This is a genomic window from Flavobacterium sp. RHBU_24, assembly GCF_046613695.1.
Lineage (GTDB): Bacteria > Bacteroidota > Bacteroidia > Flavobacteriales > Flavobacteriaceae > Flavobacterium.
Window position 1 is genome coordinate 19,841 of sequence record NZ_JBKJHD010000013.1, and the last position, 16,961, is coordinate 36,801.

At 45.5% G+C, this 16,961-nt stretch carries 14 protein-coding genes; 8 read left to right on the forward strand and 6 right to left on the reverse strand.

The window, feature by feature from the left end; translation table 11 throughout:
- Nucleotides 1-116: 116 nt before the first annotated feature.
- On the forward strand, nucleotides 117-1,193 hold the full coding sequence (locus ACLI09_RS12995) for a serine hydrolase domain-containing protein (RefSeq protein WP_411420058.1): 1,077 nt from the start codon (nucleotides 117-119) through the stop codon (nucleotides 1,191-1,193).
- Between the two features lie 54 nt (nucleotides 1,194-1,247).
- Here ACLI09_RS12995 and ACLI09_RS13000 read toward each other — a convergent pair whose 3' ends face one another.
- Both ACLI09_RS13000 and ACLI09_RS13005 read right to left on the reverse strand, forming a co-directional pair.
- Entirely contained in the window at nucleotides 1,248-2,093 is an 846-nt protein-coding gene (locus ACLI09_RS13000) for a hypothetical protein (protein WP_411420059.1), read from the reverse strand.
- Nucleotides 2,094-2,336: 243 nt separating this feature from the next.
- Entirely contained in the window at nucleotides 2,337-3,587 is a 1,251-nt protein-coding gene (locus tag ACLI09_RS13005) for an ABC transporter permease (protein ID WP_411420060.1), read from the reverse strand.
- Nucleotides 3,588-3,757: 170 nt separating this feature from the next.
- Between ACLI09_RS13005 and purH the strand changes: the two genes are divergently transcribed.
- The 6 genes from purH to rodA all read left to right on the forward strand — a co-directional run bounded on the left by purH (nucleotide 3,758) and on the right by rodA (nucleotide 10,830).
- Nucleotides 3,758-5,284 (forward strand): bifunctional phosphoribosylaminoimidazolecarboxamide formyltransferase/IMP cyclohydrolase, encoded by a 1,527-nt coding sequence (purH, locus tag ACLI09_RS13010; protein ID WP_411420061.1) that lies wholly within the window; start codon nucleotides 3,758-3,760, stop codon nucleotides 5,282-5,284.
- 62 nt (nucleotides 5,285-5,346) lie between these two features.
- The gene (locus ACLI09_RS13015) at nucleotides 5,347-6,375 is read left to right on the forward strand and encodes a rod shape-determining protein (RefSeq protein ID WP_411420062.1); all 1,029 of its coding nucleotides are present in this window, start codon (nucleotides 5,347-5,349) and stop codon (nucleotides 6,373-6,375) included.
- Nucleotides 6,376-6,385: 10 nt separating this feature from the next.
- Complete coding sequence (gene mreC, locus ACLI09_RS13020) at nucleotides 6,386-7,216, forward strand: rod shape-determining protein MreC (RefSeq protein ID WP_411420063.1); 831 nt, start codon at nucleotides 6,386-6,388, stop codon at nucleotides 7,214-7,216.
- Nucleotides 7,209-7,715, forward strand: coding sequence for a rod shape-determining protein MreD (locus ACLI09_RS13025; RefSeq protein ID WP_411420064.1), 507 nt, complete (start codon nucleotides 7,209-7,211; stop codon nucleotides 7,713-7,715). The genes mreC and ACLI09_RS13025 overlap by 8 nt, the downstream gene beginning before the upstream one ends.
- The gene (gene mrdA, locus ACLI09_RS13030; protein WP_411420065.1) at nucleotides 7,712-9,577 is read left to right on the forward strand and encodes a penicillin-binding protein 2; all 1,866 of its coding nucleotides are present in this window, start codon (nucleotides 7,712-7,714) and stop codon (nucleotides 9,575-9,577) included. Before ACLI09_RS13025 ends, mrdA begins: the two co-directional genes overlap by 4 nt.
- A complete protein-coding gene (rodA, locus tag ACLI09_RS13035) occupies nucleotides 9,574-10,830 on the forward strand; it encodes a rod shape-determining protein RodA (protein WP_411420066.1) in 1,257 nt (418 codons plus the stop codon). Before mrdA ends, rodA begins: the two co-directional genes overlap by 4 nt.
- 124 nt (nucleotides 10,831-10,954) lie before the next feature.
- On the opposite strand, the gene ACLI09_RS13040 is transcribed toward rodA, so the two are convergent.
- Both ACLI09_RS13040 and ACLI09_RS13045 read right to left on the reverse strand, forming a co-directional pair.
- A complete protein-coding gene (locus ACLI09_RS13040; protein WP_411420067.1) occupies nucleotides 10,955-12,064 on the reverse strand; it encodes an ABC transporter permease in 1,110 nt (369 codons plus the stop codon).
- A 7-nt stretch (nucleotides 12,065-12,071) separates the two neighbouring features.
- Entirely contained in the window at nucleotides 12,072-14,339 is a 2,268-nt protein-coding gene (locus tag ACLI09_RS13045) for a carboxy terminal-processing peptidase (RefSeq protein WP_411420068.1), read from the reverse strand.
- A 134-nt stretch (nucleotides 14,340-14,473) separates the two neighbouring features.
- Here ACLI09_RS13045 and surE point away from each other — a divergent pair, with 134 nt between their 5' ends.
- Entirely contained in the window at nucleotides 14,474-15,250 is a 777-nt protein-coding gene (gene surE, locus ACLI09_RS13050; RefSeq protein WP_411420069.1) for a 5'/3'-nucleotidase SurE, read from the forward strand.
- Between the two features lie 67 nt (nucleotides 15,251-15,317).
- On the opposite strand, the gene ACLI09_RS13055 is transcribed toward surE, so the two are convergent.
- Together ACLI09_RS13055 and ACLI09_RS13060 are read right to left on the reverse strand one after the other, a co-directional pair.
- Nucleotides 15,318-15,683, reverse strand: a complete 366-nt coding sequence (locus ACLI09_RS13055) for a CoA-binding protein (protein ID WP_411420070.1) — start codon at nucleotides 15,681-15,683, stop codon at nucleotides 15,318-15,320.
- 70 nt (nucleotides 15,684-15,753) lie between these two features.
- Nucleotides 15,754-16,833, reverse strand: a complete 1,080-nt coding sequence (locus ACLI09_RS13060) for a carboxypeptidase-like regulatory domain-containing protein (RefSeq protein ID WP_411420071.1) — start codon at nucleotides 16,831-16,833, stop codon at nucleotides 15,754-15,756.
- Nucleotides 16,834-16,961 lie beyond the last annotated feature (128 nt).

Consider the following 16,961-nt stretch of genomic DNA (forward strand, 5'->3'; position numbering starts at 1 on the left):
TTCAATAATATTCAGGTTTATATCACACAAAACTTTCAGGCACTATTTTGTCCTGCTCAGATAAATACCTGTAAAAGTATACGCCTAATTCGCTATATTTATAAATAAAAATACACATGAAAAAGCTGTTATACCTTTTGTTGCTCCTGCCCGTATTATCAACGGCACAGCAGGATTTTTCTAAAGTTGACACCTGGCTCGACGATAACGCCCGGGATATAGGCGGGCGCGTGGTACTTGTAGTATATAAAGGCACTAAAACTGTATACTCCTACAGCGTAAACCACATGAGCCGCAGGCAAAAAACGGGCACTAAAGTTATTGCCCGCCGCAGAGGAACCGATGCTAACCTCGATGATTTTACCCCGTCTACCCGCCAGCCCATAGCCAGCTGCAGCAAATGGCTGAGCGCCGCGCTGGTAATGACGTTTGTAGACGAAGGCACTTTAAAACTTACCGATACCGTAGGCACTTACCTCCCTATACTCTCTAAAAACGGCAAGGGAAACATTACCATAAGCCAGTGCCTGTCGCATACTACGGGCATCAAAACGCCTGACCTTAAAGAGGGCCTTAAGGAAATGAAAACCTACAACAGTATGGACGATGCCATAGCCGCAATTGCCGCACTGCCCATGGAAGGCAAGCCGGGCACGGTATTCCATTACGGTAACGCGGGGCTGCAGATTGCCGGGGCAGTACTGGAAAAGATAAGCGGTAAAAGTTTTGAAGAACTGTTTGCCGAGCGGATAGCAAAACCGCTAAACATGAAGGATACCGACTTTGGCAAAGGTAAAGTCCCCTTACCTGCCGGTGGCGCGTTTAGTACCGCCGAAGACTATCTTAACTTTACCGCCATGATATTACGGAGGGGAATGTTTGAGGGCAGGCGTATTCTCAGCGAAAAAAGCGTGGCCGAAATGCAGGTAAACCGTATAACGCCGGATGTAACAATAGCCCACTCACCCGCTGAAGCGCCCGGCACGGGTTATGGCTATGGCCAATGGATTTTTACCGATGCCGGCGGCCAGCCCAATGGTACGGTGAGCAGCCCGGGGCTGTTTGGCAGTTTCCCATGGGTGGAGAACAGCAAGGGGTATAGCGCGGTTTTATTCGCAGTAAACCTGAAGCACAAAGGCCGCCAGGAAAAATATGCAGAGTTAAAAAAGCTGGTGGATGAGGCGCTGGAGTAGTTAGCCAAGTAAGCCGCAAATATTCAATTTAAAATGCTTAGTAATCCTATAAGTTTAATACAAACCGTTTTTAATCAGTATCTCTTTGATATTTAAAAAGTCAAATGTACTGGGGAGTCCATACGATTTAGTTTTTAAATCAAAATAATAAACTCTTTTTAATTCATAGTGTTTATTACTCATATCCATATAAGTCCCATAAAAATAAAAAAATACTTTGTCCGCATCTTCCCTAATAGGTATTTCATAAATATTAGATTCCATTATACTATCAAAAGCAAAATCATTTCCACTAAGCATAACAAAAGCATCTTTTTTAAATCTAATCAAATTATTAGCGCCTTCGAGTATATACAAATTTAATAAAGTATTTTTTGCAGGTGATATAGTGTTCTTCATCCTAAACTTAAAATAGCTGATAGTATTTGTTTTATTAATAGAATCTAACTTTATTCCATCATCAGCTAAATCTATATATGGAGCTAAATGTTGCCTTAGAGTATCGCTTTTGGCTATTTTAATTATTTCCTCCTTTGTTTTGTCATATTTAAGACCATACTTAGCTAAAGCTTCAGCAGTCTCTCTCTGGTTAGCTCCTAATCTATCTATGTATTCCATCCCCGCCTGTTTAATTGCTTTTGCATGCTCATTATCTCGAATTTTTAATTGTTTTTTAAGTGCAGCGTCGTTAGAATTAGATTCACTGTCGGTTATAATAAATATGGCAATAGTACATAACAGGGCAAAAAAGCTAGATACAACTATTGTATAGCCTCTCCAAGTTAGTATTTTATAATACGGTCTTCTACGTCTATCTGATAAAGTGCCTGTCAAAGGCATAATTATGGCTATCAACTGAAAAACACCTATTAATATGGTTAAAATTACGGTCCACTTCATATGTAGATATTTGAATACTAAAATTACCTAAATATGAATCATTCAGAATATAATTCTATGAACAAGCATAAAAAGTTATGCACAGAAAGCCTTACTAATTTAAGGCATGCAGCAGCAGAACTCAAAGAGTTTTACAAGATCGCCGCGGTCGTTCCTCCGTCGCGATGACGGCGCGTAAAGACGTCACTACACATTAAATACGAGTGAAGCTCCAAACTACAAACCCTAAACATCACCAACAAATTACATCCCCGTCCGTATCGCCTCTACCGGGTCGAGCCTGGCGGCGGAGATAGCCGGGAGTATACCCGAAATAAGCCCGATTACTATAGAAAGTGACGTCCCCAGCATAATATTGCCAAAGCCCAGGATAAACTCAAAGTCGAGCAGCTTTGTAGCCAGGGCTGCTATGCCCCACACCATGAGGATACCTATGGCACCCCCAAATAACGAAAGGATAACAGCTTCAAACAAAAACTGCATTAGGATAAAGCGGCTCTTAGCACCTAGCGACTTCTGAATGCCGATGATACTGGTACGTTCCTTAACCGATACAAACATGATGTTTGCAATACCAAAGCCCCCCACAAGGATAGAGAACCCCGCGATAATCCAGCCTACCGCCTTCATCATGCCTATAATCTGGTCTATCAGGTCGGTAAACCCGGAGAGGATGTCAATCATAAAGTTAGTGTCCTGCCCCGCCTTTATGCCGCGGTAGTTGCGCAGCTTCTGGGTAATCTCGGCCTTAGCCTCTTCAGGGTCGGCTCCGGGCTGCGGCTTTATCAGTATAATAGGCGTCATAAAATCATTGTTGTCGCCATACATTTTACGCAGGGCGTTTACCGGTATAAAAACCGAGGTATCGTTGCTGGGGCCAAAGCTGCTTGCCCCCTGCTTTTCGAGCACGCCTATTACGGTAAAGCGCTTGCCATACATTTTTACTTTTTTCTCCAGGGCATTGGCATCGCCAAAGAGCGTTTGCGCCACATCATACCCCAGCACCACCACATCGGTACCGGAGTTGGACTCCGACTCGTTATAAAAACGCCCCTGGGCCAGCTTAAGCGCCTGTATGTCCAGAAACTCATACGACACCGGCACCACATTAAGCCCCGTAGCCGATTTGTCGTCGTAGCGCATGGTTTCGCTTTTGGTAAACAACTGGAACGCCATGTGCTGGGCCGTCACCACATTGTCTTTAAGGTACTGGTATTCGTCAAAAGTAACGTTAGGGAAGTTATCCATCTTCCAGCGCGGTATATCCACAGGCGCAAAGCTAAAACGCTTCAGGTACATGGTGTTTTTGTCTACCGTACTCATATCGGCCTTAATTTTATGTTCGAGCGAGTCTACCGCCGCAAGTACCGCGATGATAGAAAAAATGCCTATGGTTACGCCCAGTAGCGACAAAAAGGTGCGCAGCTTATTATTGGTAAGGGCATTCATGGCAAAGAAAAAGCTTTCTTTAAGTAAACGCAGGTATAGCAGCATGGCAATAATGAATTGGTATGCGTAAAATTCAGCATTTTTTTACAACCATGAAAACCATAGCGCTATTATTTTCAGGATAATTAAAAAATTAGCACTTATGTATGTTGAATGTTCCCCGCACAAATATTACTTTTGCACCCTGAATAAACACGCAACTAAACGGACAACAAATGAATACCCTGAAACCAATAACATCTGCCCTTATATCGGTATTTGATAAAGACGGCCTTGAGCCCATAGTAATTGCATTGCATGCTAACGGCGTTACCCTTTACAGTACGGGCGGCACCGAAGATTTTATCAAAAGCCTGGGCATACCCGTGGTGGCCGTAGAAGATGTAACCTCCTACCCTTCAATACTTGGCGGCAGGGTAAAAACCCTTCACCCTAAAGTTTTTGGCGGCATACTAAACCGCCAGGACCACGAAGGCGATGTGGCGCAGATGCAGGAATATAACATACCGCAGATTGACCTGGTTATTGTAGACCTGTACCCGTTTGAAAAAACAGTGGCATCGGGCGCTACAGAAGCCGATATTATTGAGAAGATCGACATAGGCGGCATATCGCTGATACGCGCGGCGGCCAAAAACTTTAAAGATACGGTTATTGTGGCCTCGGTTAACGACTACAGCAATTTCCTTCATGCCTATACTGCTAATAATGGTGGAACTACCCTGGAGGAGCGCAGGATTTTTGCAACCCGCGCCTTCCATGTATCGTCTAACTACGACACGGCCATCTTTAATTATTTTAATACCGACGATACTTATTATAAAGCGAGTGTTGAAGGCGGCGAAATATTACGCTATGGCGAAAACCCGCACCAAAAGGGTTATTTCTTTGGCGGGCTTAGCGAAATGTTTACCAAGCTACACGGCAAAGAACTGTCTTACAACAACCTGCTGGATGTTGACGCCGCTGTAAACCTTATTGCCGAGTTTAAAGATGATAAGCCCACGTTTGCCATACTAAAACACAATAATGCCTGTGGACTTGCCACGCGCGACACCGTAGCACAGGCCTACCTGGATGCCCTTGCCGCCGACCCTACTTCGGCCTTTGGTGGCGTGCTAATTGCCAATAAAAAAATTGACAAGGCAGCGGCCGACGAAATTAACAAGCTGTTTTGCGAAGTGGTAATCGCGCCGGCGTATGATGACGACGCGGCGGCCATACTACAGGAAAAAAAGAACAGGATTATACTGATACAAAACGATGTTACCCTGCCCGAAAAACAGGTGCGTACCTGCCTTAACGGACTATTGGTTCAGGACAAGGATAACATTACCGACAATAAAGAACACCTGAAAACCGTTACGGTAACATCACCCACGGCGCAGGAAGTTGACGACCTGCTGTTTGCTTCAAAAATTTGTAAGCATACCAAATCAAACACTATAGTTTTTGCAAAGAACGGCCAGCTTATAGCCTCTGGCACCGGGCAAACCAGCCGTGTAGATGCGCTTATCCACGCGGTAGAAAAAGCGCATTCGTTTGGGTTTGACCTTAACGGCGCGGTTATGGCAAGCGACGCGTTCTTTCCGTTCCCGGATTGTGTGGAACTGGCAAAAAACGCCGGTATTACGGCCGTAATACAACCCGGCGGATCGATAAAAGACGAACTGAGCATCAACTATTGCAATGAAAACGGAGTGAGCATGGTATTTACCGGCACACGTCATTTTAAACATTAATTTGATTACTTTTACAGGACTAAACAAACTAATATATATAAATACCTAAACCCTAATTTTGTATGGGATTTTTTGATTTCATGACCGAGGATATCGCTATCGACCTTGGTACCGCAAATACCCTCATCATCCATAATGATAAAGTAGTTATAGACAGCCCCTCTATTGTGGCACGCGACCGCGTATCCGGCAAAATAATAGCTGTGGGTAAGGAGGCGAGTATGATGCAGGGTAAAACCCATGAAAACATAAAGACCATACGCCCGCTTAAAGACGGGGTTATTGCCGACTTTGATGCCTCTGAAAAAATGCTTACCATGTTTATAAAAAGCATACCGGCATTAAAAAAGAAACTGTTTGCCCCTGCCCTGCGCCTGGTTATCTGTATACCATCAGGTATTACAGAGGTAGAGATGCGCGCGGTAAAAGAATCGGCAGAGCGTGTAAACGGCAAAGAGGTATACCTTATACACGAGCCCATGGCAGCGGCCATAGGTATAGGAATTGACATTATGCAGCCTAAAGGTAACATGATTGTAGACATAGGCGGTGGTACTACCGAGATTGCCGTTATAGCGCTGGGCGGTATCGTGTGCGATAAATCGGTTAAAATTGCCGGCGACGTGTTTACCAATGACATAATATACTACATGCGCACCCAGCACAACCTTTTTGTAGGTGAGGGTACTGCAGAGAAAATAAAAATATCTATAGGTGCGGCGCTCGAAGACCTTGAAACCCCGCCAGATGATATGAGCGTACAGGGGCGCGACCTGCTTACCGGAAAGCCTAAACAGGTAGAGGTAAGCTACCGGGAAATTGCCAAAGCGCTTGATAAGTCGATACAGCGTATAGAAGACGCGGTAATGGAAACCCTGAGCCAGACCCCGCCGGAGCTTGCAGCCGATATATACAACACCGGTATTTACCTGGCAGGAGGCGGTAGTATGCTAAGGGGTCTTGACAAAAGGATTTCGCAAAAAACCGACCTGCCCGTATACATTGCCGAAGACCCGCTAAGGGCCGTAGTAAGAGGCACGGGAATGGCGCTAAAAAACATACCAAAATACAGGAGCATCCTTATAAAATAAAGAATAGCAAATGCAGCAAATAATAACCTTTTTATTTAAAAACAGTATTAACTTACTGTTTTTGCTGCTTTTAGGCATTTCGTTAACGTTTACCATACAAAGCCACTCCTACCACCGCAGCCTTTCGGTTTCGAGTGCAAACGCGGTTACCGGCTATGTATATGAGCAGCAAAACGCGGTAGAGCAATACTTTGGCCTGCGTGAGCAGAATAACAGGCTTTCTGCCGAAAATGCACGCCTGAAGAATATACTGTACAATACGCAGGACACGGCCAACAAACCACCAATGATATTGCCGGAAAACGTACCCGGAAATTATAAGGTAGTAGAGGCAATGGTAATTTCTAACTCCTACCGCAGCCAGGAAAACTATATTACCATAAACGCCGGTACCGAGGATGGCGTGGTTAAAGACATGGGCGTGGTAAGCAGCGCAGGCGTAATAGGCTATGTAGAAAAAACATCTAAACACTACGCTACTGTAATGACGGTACTGAACCGCCAGTTTAAAATGGATGCCAAAATAAAGAAGAACGACCACTTTGGCACACTGAGCTGGAACGGAAAAAGCACCGGATTTGCCCAGCTTATTGATGTGCCCCGCCTGGCGAGCGTTGCTAAGGGCGATACTATTGTAACTGGTAACGAGTCGACCATATTCCCTGAAAACATACCTATTGGGGTTATTGAAAAGGTTTATATAGATACCGCTACAAACTACTTTACGCTTGATGTAAGGCTGTTTAACGACATGACCAGCCTTGGCTATATCTACATTATAGAAAACAAGGATAAAAAAGAAATTATACAACTACAGCAGGACACCCAGCCCGATGAATAATACGGTTATAGTAAACATACTACGTTTTTTAGCACTGCTTGCGGCACAGGCGCTTGTATTTAATAAATTCAGCCTGTTTGGCATCGCCTTCTGCTTTCCGTATATATTGTTTATCATATTATATCCGGTAAACGGTAACAGGCACCTGCTGCTGCTGCTGGCTTTTTTGCTGGGCATTTGCCAGGACAGCCTGCTAAATACCGGGGGGCCGCATGCGGTAGCCTGTATAGTGTTGGCTTTTGTGCGCCCTACACTGTTTAAGTTCTCCTTTGGTATCAGTTATGAGTACCAGACCATAAAAATTAATGAGCGCATAGACCCGGACAGGCTAATGTTCATCTTCCTGGCGGTAATAATACACCACCTCATTTTATATTTACTGGAGGAGTTTCGCTTCAGCCTCATCCCGGCCGCGCTGCTGCGCACACTGTGTTCGGGTATTTTTACGTTAGTAGTATGTATAATTACCATTTACCTAATTAAGCCGGGCAAACAATGAGAAAGATTTTACTGCCAGTACTGATAGTTGCCGGAACCCTGCTAATCATCGGCAGGCTGTTTTATTTACAGATTGTAGACGACTCATGGATTAAAAAGAGCGACAACAACGCCTACAAGGTAAAATACGACTACCCCGAACGCGGCTATATTTATGACCGTAACGGTAAGCTTATGGTGGCAAACCAGCCGTCTTATGATATTATGGTTACGCCGGGCGAAATGAAGGATATTGATACCTTAGACCTTTGCCGGCTACTGAAGATAGACACTACCTATTTTAATTACCGCCTTAAAAAAGCACGGGTATACAGCCCCCGGCTGCCTTCGGTTTTTTTACCGTCGCTCAGCAAGAAAGAGTTTGCCGCCTTCCAGGAGCGCATCCGCCGCTTTAAGGGATTTGATATTGTAAAGCGTTCGCTGCGCGACTACCAGGTGCACGCGGCATCTAATATATTTGGCTACATTGCCCAGGTAAATGATAATATTATTAAAGGCGACCCTTACTACAAAAGCGGCGACCTTATAGGAAAGCAGGGTGTAGAGCAGATGTATGAGGAAGTTTTGCGTGGTACCAAGGGCGTAAAGTACATACAAAAAGACCGGTTTAACCGCGAAATAGGTTCGTTTAAAGAGGGTATTTACGACACCGTGCCGGTGCAGGGACAGGATATTACCCTTAGTATCGACGCGGCCCTACAGGAATATGGCGAAAAGCTGATGTTTGAAAAACGCGGCGGTATTGTGGCCATAGAACCAAAAACCGGCGAGATACTGGCACTGGTTACCGCCCCTACGTATGACCCTGCCATACTGGTAGGGCGTGACCGCTCTAAAAATTACCAGCTGCTGGAACGCGACAGCCTGGGCCTGCCTCTTTTTGACCGAGGCCTCCTTGCAGAGTACCCACCCGGCTCCCCATTTAAGATACTTACCGGCCTCATAGGCCTGCAGGAAGAGGTAATAGATGAGAACACCACCTTTATGTGCCACCACGGCTTTAGCTACGGGCGCGGCGCTTTTATGAAATGCCACGGCTCCGGGCCGCACCAGCTTAACAACGGTATTTACAATTCCTGCAACGCTTACTTTGGCAATACCTTTAAGCTTACCATAGATAAATATACAAAGCCCGAATATGGTGTGGATGCCTGGAGCAGCCACCTTAAGAGCTTTGGCCTGGGCAACTTCTTGGGCTACGACCTGCCACCCGGGCGCAAGGGCCTGGTACCAGATGCTAAGTATTACAAGCACTTTTACCCTAACGGCGGCTGGAGGAGCTCTACAATTATCTCTAACTCCATTGGCCAGGGCGAAATAAAAATGACGCCCATACAGCTGGCAAACATGATGGCTACCGTGGCTAACAAGGGCTATTACTATACCCCTCACGTAATTAAAAAAATTAAAGGGCTGGATATCGACAAAAAATTCACCACACGGCATTACACCACAATTGCCAAGCAGTATTTTGACCCGGTAATACAAGGGCTTTTTGATGTATATAACCACGGTACTGCCTACCACCTTAAGGTAGAAGGCATAGACATTTGTGGTAAAACGGGTACGGCCGAGAACTTTACAAAGATAAACGGCGTACGCACCCAGCTTACAGACCACTCTATATTTGTAGCTTTTGCACCTAAAGACGACCCGAAAATTGCCATAGCGGTATTTGTAGAAAACGGCTACTGGGGCGCACGCTGGGCAGGGCCTATTGCCAGCCTTATGATAGAAAAATACCTTAAGGGCGAAGCGCTTACCCAAAAGGCCCGCGAAGAATGGATAATGACGCACGGCCTTAAAGAAGAATATGCCAAGGTAACCAGCGGCCAGCCTTTCTTGATTAACCAGGGACGATGAAAAACCAAAAAGTAACCAATAATATCGACTGGATAAGCATACTGTTGTATACCCTGCTGGTAGCAATGGGGTGGATGAACATATATTCGGCTTCATTGCCTAACGTGGAAACCAGCATTTTTGACATCAGCCAGGTTTCCGGAAAGCAGATTATGTTCATAATCACCACCATCCCGCTTATTATTGTAGTATTGGCCATGGATGCCAAAATTTACGAAAAAGGCGCCCTCATTTTTTATTCGTTGGGGTTACTCCTGCTGGCGGGGCTTTTTGTTTTTGGTTCGTCGCATAAGGGCCAGACCAATTGGTACTCGTTCGGTGGCTTTAGTATGCAGCCGTCAGAGTTCGTAAAGATTGCCACCTCCCTACTGCTTGCCAAATTCCTTAGCGATGTGCAGATTAACCTTAAAAATTTTAACCACCAGCTTATAGCGTTTGGCATTATATTTTTGCCGGTAGTGCTCATCATGCTACAGCCCGATGCGGGTAGCGCCATGATTTTCTTTGCCCTTATCCTGGCCATGTACCGCGAGGGCCTGCCCGGCTGGTATCTTGCCACCGGAGCTATTGCCATAGCGTTATTTATACTCGCATTGCTTATTCAGCCTGTAGCGCTGGTATTGTTTTGCGGTATTGTAATGCTGGCCGCTTATTTTATGACACGCCGCGTGCTGCGTAATCCCATACTGTATACCATTATTTTTGTGGGGCTTATTGCTTTTGTATTTTCGGTAGATTATGTGTTTACCAATGTGCTTGAAGACCACCAGAAAGACCGTATCAATGTGCTGTTCGGCAAAGACGTAAACCTGCAGGCAGAGGGTTATAACCTTAACCAGGCACAGATAGCCATTGGTTCCGGCGGGTGGATGGGCAAGGGCTACCTGGAAGGCACGCAGACCAAGGGCGGCTTTGTCCCCGAACAGCATACTGATTACATCTTTACCACCGTGGGCGAAGAATGGGGCTTTGCAGGCTCAGTAACGGTTATCGTGCTTATTGTATGCCTGTTGCTCCGCATTATTTACCGGGCAGAACGCCAAAAGTCTAAGTTTAGCCGTACCTACGGCTACTGTGTTGCCTCAATACTATTCATGCACTTTTTCCTGAATATTACCATGCTCATACGCCTGTTCCCTACCGTGGGGGTACCTCTGCCGTTCTTTAGTTATGGTGGGTCGAGCCTTTGGGCATTTACGCTACTGCTGTTCATTTTTATTAAAATGGATGCTAACCAGGTAAATGAGTGGTAGTTTTTTTTGTGAATGTGTGGATTTGGTAATTCGGAACACAGATGACACAGATGCTTCGCAAACACCGATTTTAAAGGATTCAAAATCTGTGACAATCCCTTAAATCAGTGTCATCAGTGTTGCCTTATTCCCCCTTTACATCCAGCGCATCGCGTAAAGCGTTACCCGCCATCATAAAGGCCAGTACCAATAGCAGCATGGCAATACCCGGGGCAAGCGCCAGCCAGGGTTTACCTAATATAATATAATTGTAGTGGTCTTTTATCATGCCGCCCCAGCTGGGTACGGGGGGCTGTGCGCCAAGGCCAAGGAAGCTCAGGCCGCTTTCTACCAGTATGGCTGAGGCAAAATTTGCTGCCGATATTACAATAACCGGCGCCATACTATTAGGCAATATGTGGTGGAAGATAATACGCGCATTGCCGTAGCCCAGTGCCCGCGCCGCGGTAACGTACTGCATTTGCTTAATGCCCATTACCTGCCCGCGCACCACACGGGCTACTTCTACCCACATGGTAAGGCCCACCGCCACAAATACCTGCCAGAAGCCTTTACCCAATGCGAGTGTTATAGCGATAACCAGTAAAAGTGTGGGTATGCTCCAGATAATGTTTACCAGCCACATAACGAAGGCATCGACTTTTCCACCAAAATAGCCTGCAATAGCCCCAAAGAAAATACCTACCACCAGCGATATAAATACCGCCACAAAGCCAATGGCTATCGAGACCCTGCTGCCTATGATAAGCCGGCTCAATAAGTCGCGCCCCTGGCTGTCAGTTCCCAGCCGAAAGGTTTGCTGTGTGATGCATTTTTCAGTGAAATTTGATGCCGTTACGCCTGTACCAAATGTGCTTAGTGCAATGTTTCTGTATTGTGCTAAAGAATGTTCATCAGTATATTCCGCATATGTAAGGTTGTTGCCCAAAACTTTGTAATTGATAATGGCAACTTTATTCGGAGGAATTTCATTGCCAAAAAAAAGTTTTGAGAACCACCCCTGCCCGCTTTCCTTTGTGGGAAAATGCAGCATGGCTACTTTAAAACCTGGTGGCTTGCTGTGTATGGCAAGGTCGCCCCAGTTAGCATTCTGCGTTTTGTCGGGTGAAAGCGCGTAGGAAAAAAGGGCTATGAGCGCCATCAATGCAATAAATATAAAGCTAAAAACGCCCCAAAAGTTCTTTTTAAACTTTTGGAGCGCCAAGCCAGTGAGCGATTTTCCGGTGTTAGCCATATACCGCTTAGCGTGTTTTTACTTTTGTAGCTACTTTTTTCTCTACGCTGGCCGCTGATTTGGTTTTTGTTTGCATATCATCCAGCACATTAAGCGCCTCATTTACATATACATCTTTACCAAGGCTTTTATACCAGTCCTGTTTTTTCTCTGCCAGGGCAGGGTCTTTTTTAAACTGCTCCTTCTCATAAGGCAGGGCGTCAAACGTAAGGTTGCTGTTGTATTTACCCAGTGCCTTAAACTTTTTAGCTTCGTTTTCTATCCTGTCGGCATCAGCTTTAAACTTAGTTATGTTCAGGCTGTAGTCGTTATCATCCTTGCGGGCGCTCAGGTATTTCGCACTTTCGTCAAGCAGTTTAAATTCAGGGTTTTGTGCCATACGGGCTTTGCTTTTTGCAATTACAGGGGCAAAGTTATTTTTAAATGGCTTGTAAGGGGCCTGTGCTATCTTATCCCAGGGCAGTGCGTTGTCGCTGTCGCGTTCGCCTACTTCTATATAGCTGTATTTATCGGGCATTACGATGTCGCTTTTTACACCTTCACGCTGTGTAGACCCGCCGTTTATACGGTAGAATTTTTGTGTGGTGGTTTTAATAGCGCCAAGGTCGCCAAAGGTGCTGCCGCGCACAAAGCGGTTAAGGTCGATAATGTTTTGCACAGTACCTTTGCCATAGCTTTGCTTGCTGCCCATAATAATGCCACGGTTATAATCCTGTATTGCCGCCGCAAAAATCTCTGAGGCCGAAGCCGAAAAATTGTTGATAAGCACCACAAGCGGGCCATCATAATGCACTTTGCTGTCTACATCGTTAAGTACTTCCACCTTTCCGTCGCGGCCGCCATCTTCGGCACGGCTGCGCACCTGTACAACAGGGCCTTTTTCTATAAATAGGCCGGCAATATCAACCACCGTTTTAAGCGAGCCGCCGCCGTTATCACGAAGGTCCATAACGATACCGTCTACACCCTGTTCCTTAAGATGGTCTACCTCTGCAGCCACATCTTTAGCAGCGTCGCGGTTGTCCTGGTTTTCAAAATCGATATAAAATTTGGGCAGGTAAATAACCCCGTAGGTCTTTCCGCCTTTTTTCACAATGCTTGATTTGGCATAGGTCTCTTCAATCTCTACAACCTCGCGCACTATGGCTATAACTTTAAGGCTGCCGTCTACGCGTTTTACGGTAAGGCGCACCTCGGTACCTTTAGGCCCCTTTATTTTTTTAACCACATCATCCAGCCTCATGCCGCTAATGTCTACAGGCTCTTCCTTGCCTTGCGCAACCTTCATGATCAGGTCGCCCTGCTCCAGGTCTTTACCCCTCCATGCCGGGCCGCCGGGTATCAGTTCAGAAATTTCTACATAATCGCCTTTTTTTTGCAGCCTCGCGCCGATGCCTTCAAGCGAACCGCGCATGCTGGTATCAAACTTGTCTTTATCATCAGGGGCAAAGTAGTAGGTGTGTGGGTCAAATCGCTCAGCAATAGCGTTAAGGTAAACGCTAAACCATTCATCACGCCTTAGCTCGTCTACAAATTCAAAGTAATCATCAAGCGATTTAAGGGTGCTTTCGCGGGCTTCTTTTTCAAGTGTGGCAAACGGTTTTTTCTCTCCGTTTGGCTTGGTAATTTTTACGTCAGAACCCGGGTTGTGCTCTAAAGCCTTCTCTGTAGTAGCGCCTTTCTCTTTAAGTTCCTGCTTGTCTTCCACAGGGGTGTCCTGCAGTTTTTCCTTATCCGTTACCGAGCTAAGCACACTCAGTTTTAGCTGTTTCCTCCATCGGTCGCGCAGGGCGGCTTCGTCTTGGGCAAACGGCATTTTCTCATAGTCTGCGTTAAAATCTTCGTTTGCAGTAAAGTCAAATGGCTGTGCCAGTATTTCTTTGTAGAAACCTTCGGCTTCCTTAATGCGTTTTTGCAGCCTGTCGTAAGTCAGCGTAAAAAAGCTAAGGTCCTTGTTGTTTATCTGGTCGTCTATCTGGGTTTCATATTTGGCAAACTCGTTAAGGTCGGCCTGGGTAAAAAACCTCTTGCTTGGGTCAAGGTTTTCTAGGTAGTCCTTATAAACGCCTTTGCTAAAATTATCGTCTATAGCAGCCGGGTCATAATGCCCTTTTTCTATAACATAGGTTATCAGCTCCATTAAAAGCTTATCTTTATCCGGGTCATCCTTTTTAGTACCGGGCAGCATGGTAAACCCGAAAAGCGCGCCGGCTAACAGCACAACTAACGCTACAATTTTATAGTTTCTTTTCATAAATTTTAAAAAGGCATTCATTGAATCTTTTGTATAAATAGTAACACAGTAAAAAGTGTGCCAAAATTCATTGTCCGTGTGTCTTTATCCTGCCACGATAAAAATTACGTATTTTAGCTAAACGTAAAAGTACAACTCTTATTTCGATTTACCTCATGGCAAAGAAAAAACCTTTAATACTCGTAACCAATGACGACGGCGTTACCGCACCCGGAATACGCGCCCTGATAAGCGTAATGAAGCAGCTGGGCGACGTTGTTGTAGTGGCGCCGGACAGCCCGCAGAGTGCCACCGGACATGCCATTACCATAAACAACACACTGCACATTAACAAGATATATATAGACCCTGACATAGACCAGGAATACAGCTGTAGCGGTACACCTGTAGACTGCGTAAAGTTTGCCGTGAACGAAATACTGCACCGCAAGCCTGACCTGTGCGTGAGCGGCGTAAACCATGGCAGCAACTCCTCTATAAACGTTATATATAGCGGCACCATGAGCGCGGCGGTAGAGGCCGGTATAGAAGGCATACCCGCTATTGGCTTTTCACTTTTGGACTATAACTGGAATGCTGATTTTGAGCCTGCGAAGCCGTTTATAAAAAAGATAGCGCAGCAGGTTTTAGAGCATGGCCTGCCCGAAGGAGTGGTGCTGAATGTAAACTTACCCAAACGGGCAGAGAAAGACATTAAAGGCATAAAGGTGTGCCGCCAGGCGAAAGCGATGTGGACCGAAAAATTTGACAAACGTACCAACCCTATGGGTAAGGACTATTACTGGCTGAGTGGTAAGTTTGTTAACCTTGATAAAGGCGAAGATACCGATGAGTGGGCATTGGCCGAAGGCTACATCAGTGTAGTGCCGGTGCAGTTTGACCTTACCGCCCACCATGCGATACAAACCATTAACGGTTGGGACATGAAGTAAAAGGCACTAACTTCTTACCTTAACACATGATTCACATCACCCCTCTGCTTTATAGGCTGGAGAAAGCCTAATACTGGTTAGTACTCAACATTACGAGTGTGCAGCCTACCTCTACTTCTATATTGTTTTGGCGCAGTATGGTAAACAGTTCCGGGTTTTCTGTCCCGGGGTTAAATACTACGCGTTTTGGGTTAAGCCCTACAATATAGTCGTAGTATTGTTTCTGGTTCATCGGGTTAAGGTACAGGGTGACGGTATCTACTCCATCAAACGGCGCCGCGCCCTTTTCTATTTTTATCCCGTCAAGATTATCTTCTTTTTTGCCCATGGCTACCACCGGGTGGCCAAAACGCTGCAGCATTTTTACGGCTTTATAGGCATATCGGGTTGGCTCTGTGCTTGCGCCCATTACCAGTGTTTTTCGCTCTTTCATTGTAAAGTATTTGAATTTAAAGGTACAACACCCGTTTGTGAAACGCTACTTTTTTAAGGATACTGTAACATCAGGGCGTGTACACATAGTCGGTAGGCAGCAGATCGCCCGCTTTAAGGGTACCCATATACCCTTTAAAAAGCATGGCATCCAGTGGAAAAAAAAGCCCGTTCCTGTCGATATAAAACGTAAGGCGCTCAAAATTAATAGACGACTGCATACGCGTATCCATATTGTACAGGATGGTAAAATCAAGTTTTTTATAAGCCGGCGGGAGTTTTAAGTTGCTAATACCCTCAATTTTTGGCGGGGGATGCGTTGCGGTAATAAGGCTGTCGTTTAGGGTCACCTTCTTATACGTTAGCGAATCGGTTACTTTAAAATAATCCTGCGGCTTTGCCGGTAACCTGTCTATATACAGGCTAAACTTTTGCTTTTCCCAGTCGCCGGCGCCAACGGTATGCATCAGGTGCACGACCGACCCTAAGTATACTTTTTTGCGTTTTTTATCCGCAAGCCCTTTTAACGCAATATCGGTAAACGACGTAGTGCCTGCAAAAAAACTTTTCCGCATCCTGCTCTCATCAAGGCTGGTAGTACTGTAGGCTACTTCAAACCCCATAAGGTCAAACGCCAGTTTATATTCAAGTTCTTTGTTTACCACACGTATGGGCCTGCGGCAGCGTGCCTTAAGCGTATGGGTGCTTTCATCATAATACACATAAATATCATCTTCATTCTCTATCTTACAGCTGCGCCCGGCCTTACTGCGCCCTAAAAACTGCTGCCGGAATACCCTGAGCATCTGCCGCCGGGTAAAGGGGCTTCTATTGGTTATTACCACTTCATCCAGTTCGGTGGCATCCTCGCGTAAAAAAACTTTTATTGATTTACTGTACTGAAACGGGTTATCTATACGCAGGGTTTCAAAGCCCACATAGCTTATAACAAGCTGCGTATTGTAGGCGTGCGGCACACTGATGCGAAAAAGTCCGCTGGCGTCGGTACTGGCCGAAAAGGTCGTGCCGTCAAGGTATACATAAGCGCCCTCAAGGGGTTTCTTCTCTGCCTCATCATAAATGTAGCCCGAAAGCACCTGCGCGTGAACGCTCCCCGAAAGCAGCAGCAGGTATAGCAGCCATTGTTTCATTAATCTCTATTTTTTATAAAATTACGGATTATACAGAACATGTCCCCCATTTTTAACCGCATCAATTCTCGTTTCACGGTAATTTACGGGTGTTAAAACTCTTTCTACCTTAAAAATTATAACCAGAT

Excerpts from the sequence above, each read along its gene's own strand:
- ACLI09_RS13045 (WP_411420068.1), bottom strand. The coding sequence starts at position 14,339 with ATGAATGCCTTTTTAAAATTTATGAAAAGAAACTATAAAATTGTAGCG.
- surE (WP_411420069.1), top strand. The coding sequence starts at position 14,474 with ATGGCAAAGAAAAAACCTTTAATACTCGTAACCAATGACGACGGCGTT.
- ACLI09_RS12995 (WP_411420058.1), top strand. The coding sequence starts at position 117 with ATGAAAAAGCTGTTATACCTTTTGTTGCTCCTGCCCGTATTATCAACG.
- ACLI09_RS13015 (WP_411420062.1), top strand. The coding sequence starts at position 5,347 with ATGGGATTTTTTGATTTCATGACCGAGGATATCGCTATCGACCTTGGT.
- rodA (WP_411420066.1), top strand. The coding sequence starts at position 9,574 with ATGAAAAACCAAAAAGTAACCAATAATATCGACTGGATAAGCATACTG.
- ACLI09_RS13005 (WP_411420060.1), bottom strand. The coding sequence starts at position 3,587 with ATGCTGCTATACCTGCGTTTACTTAAAGAAAGCTTTTTCTTTGCCATG.
- purH (WP_411420061.1), top strand. The coding sequence starts at position 3,758 with ATGAATACCCTGAAACCAATAACATCTGCCCTTATATCGGTATTTGAT.
- mrdA (WP_411420065.1), top strand. The coding sequence starts at position 7,712 with ATGAGAAAGATTTTACTGCCAGTACTGATAGTTGCCGGAACCCTGCTA.
- ACLI09_RS13000 (WP_411420059.1), bottom strand. The coding sequence starts at position 2,093 with ATGAAGTGGACCGTAATTTTAACCATATTAATAGGTGTTTTTCAGTTG.
- ACLI09_RS13055 (WP_411420070.1), bottom strand. The coding sequence starts at position 15,683 with ATGAAAGAGCGAAAAACACTGGTAATGGGCGCAAGCACAGAGCCAACC.
- mreC (WP_411420063.1), top strand. The coding sequence starts at position 6,386 with ATGCAGCAAATAATAACCTTTTTATTTAAAAACAGTATTAACTTACTG.
- ACLI09_RS13040 (WP_411420067.1), bottom strand. The coding sequence starts at position 12,064 with ATGGCTAACACCGGAAAATCGCTCACTGGCTTGGCGCTCCAAAAGTTT.
- ACLI09_RS13025 (WP_411420064.1), top strand. The coding sequence starts at position 7,209 with ATGAATAATACGGTTATAGTAAACATACTACGTTTTTTAGCACTGCTT.
- ACLI09_RS13060 (WP_411420071.1), bottom strand. The coding sequence starts at position 16,833 with ATGAAACAATGGCTGCTATACCTGCTGCTGCTTTCGGGGAGCGTTCAC.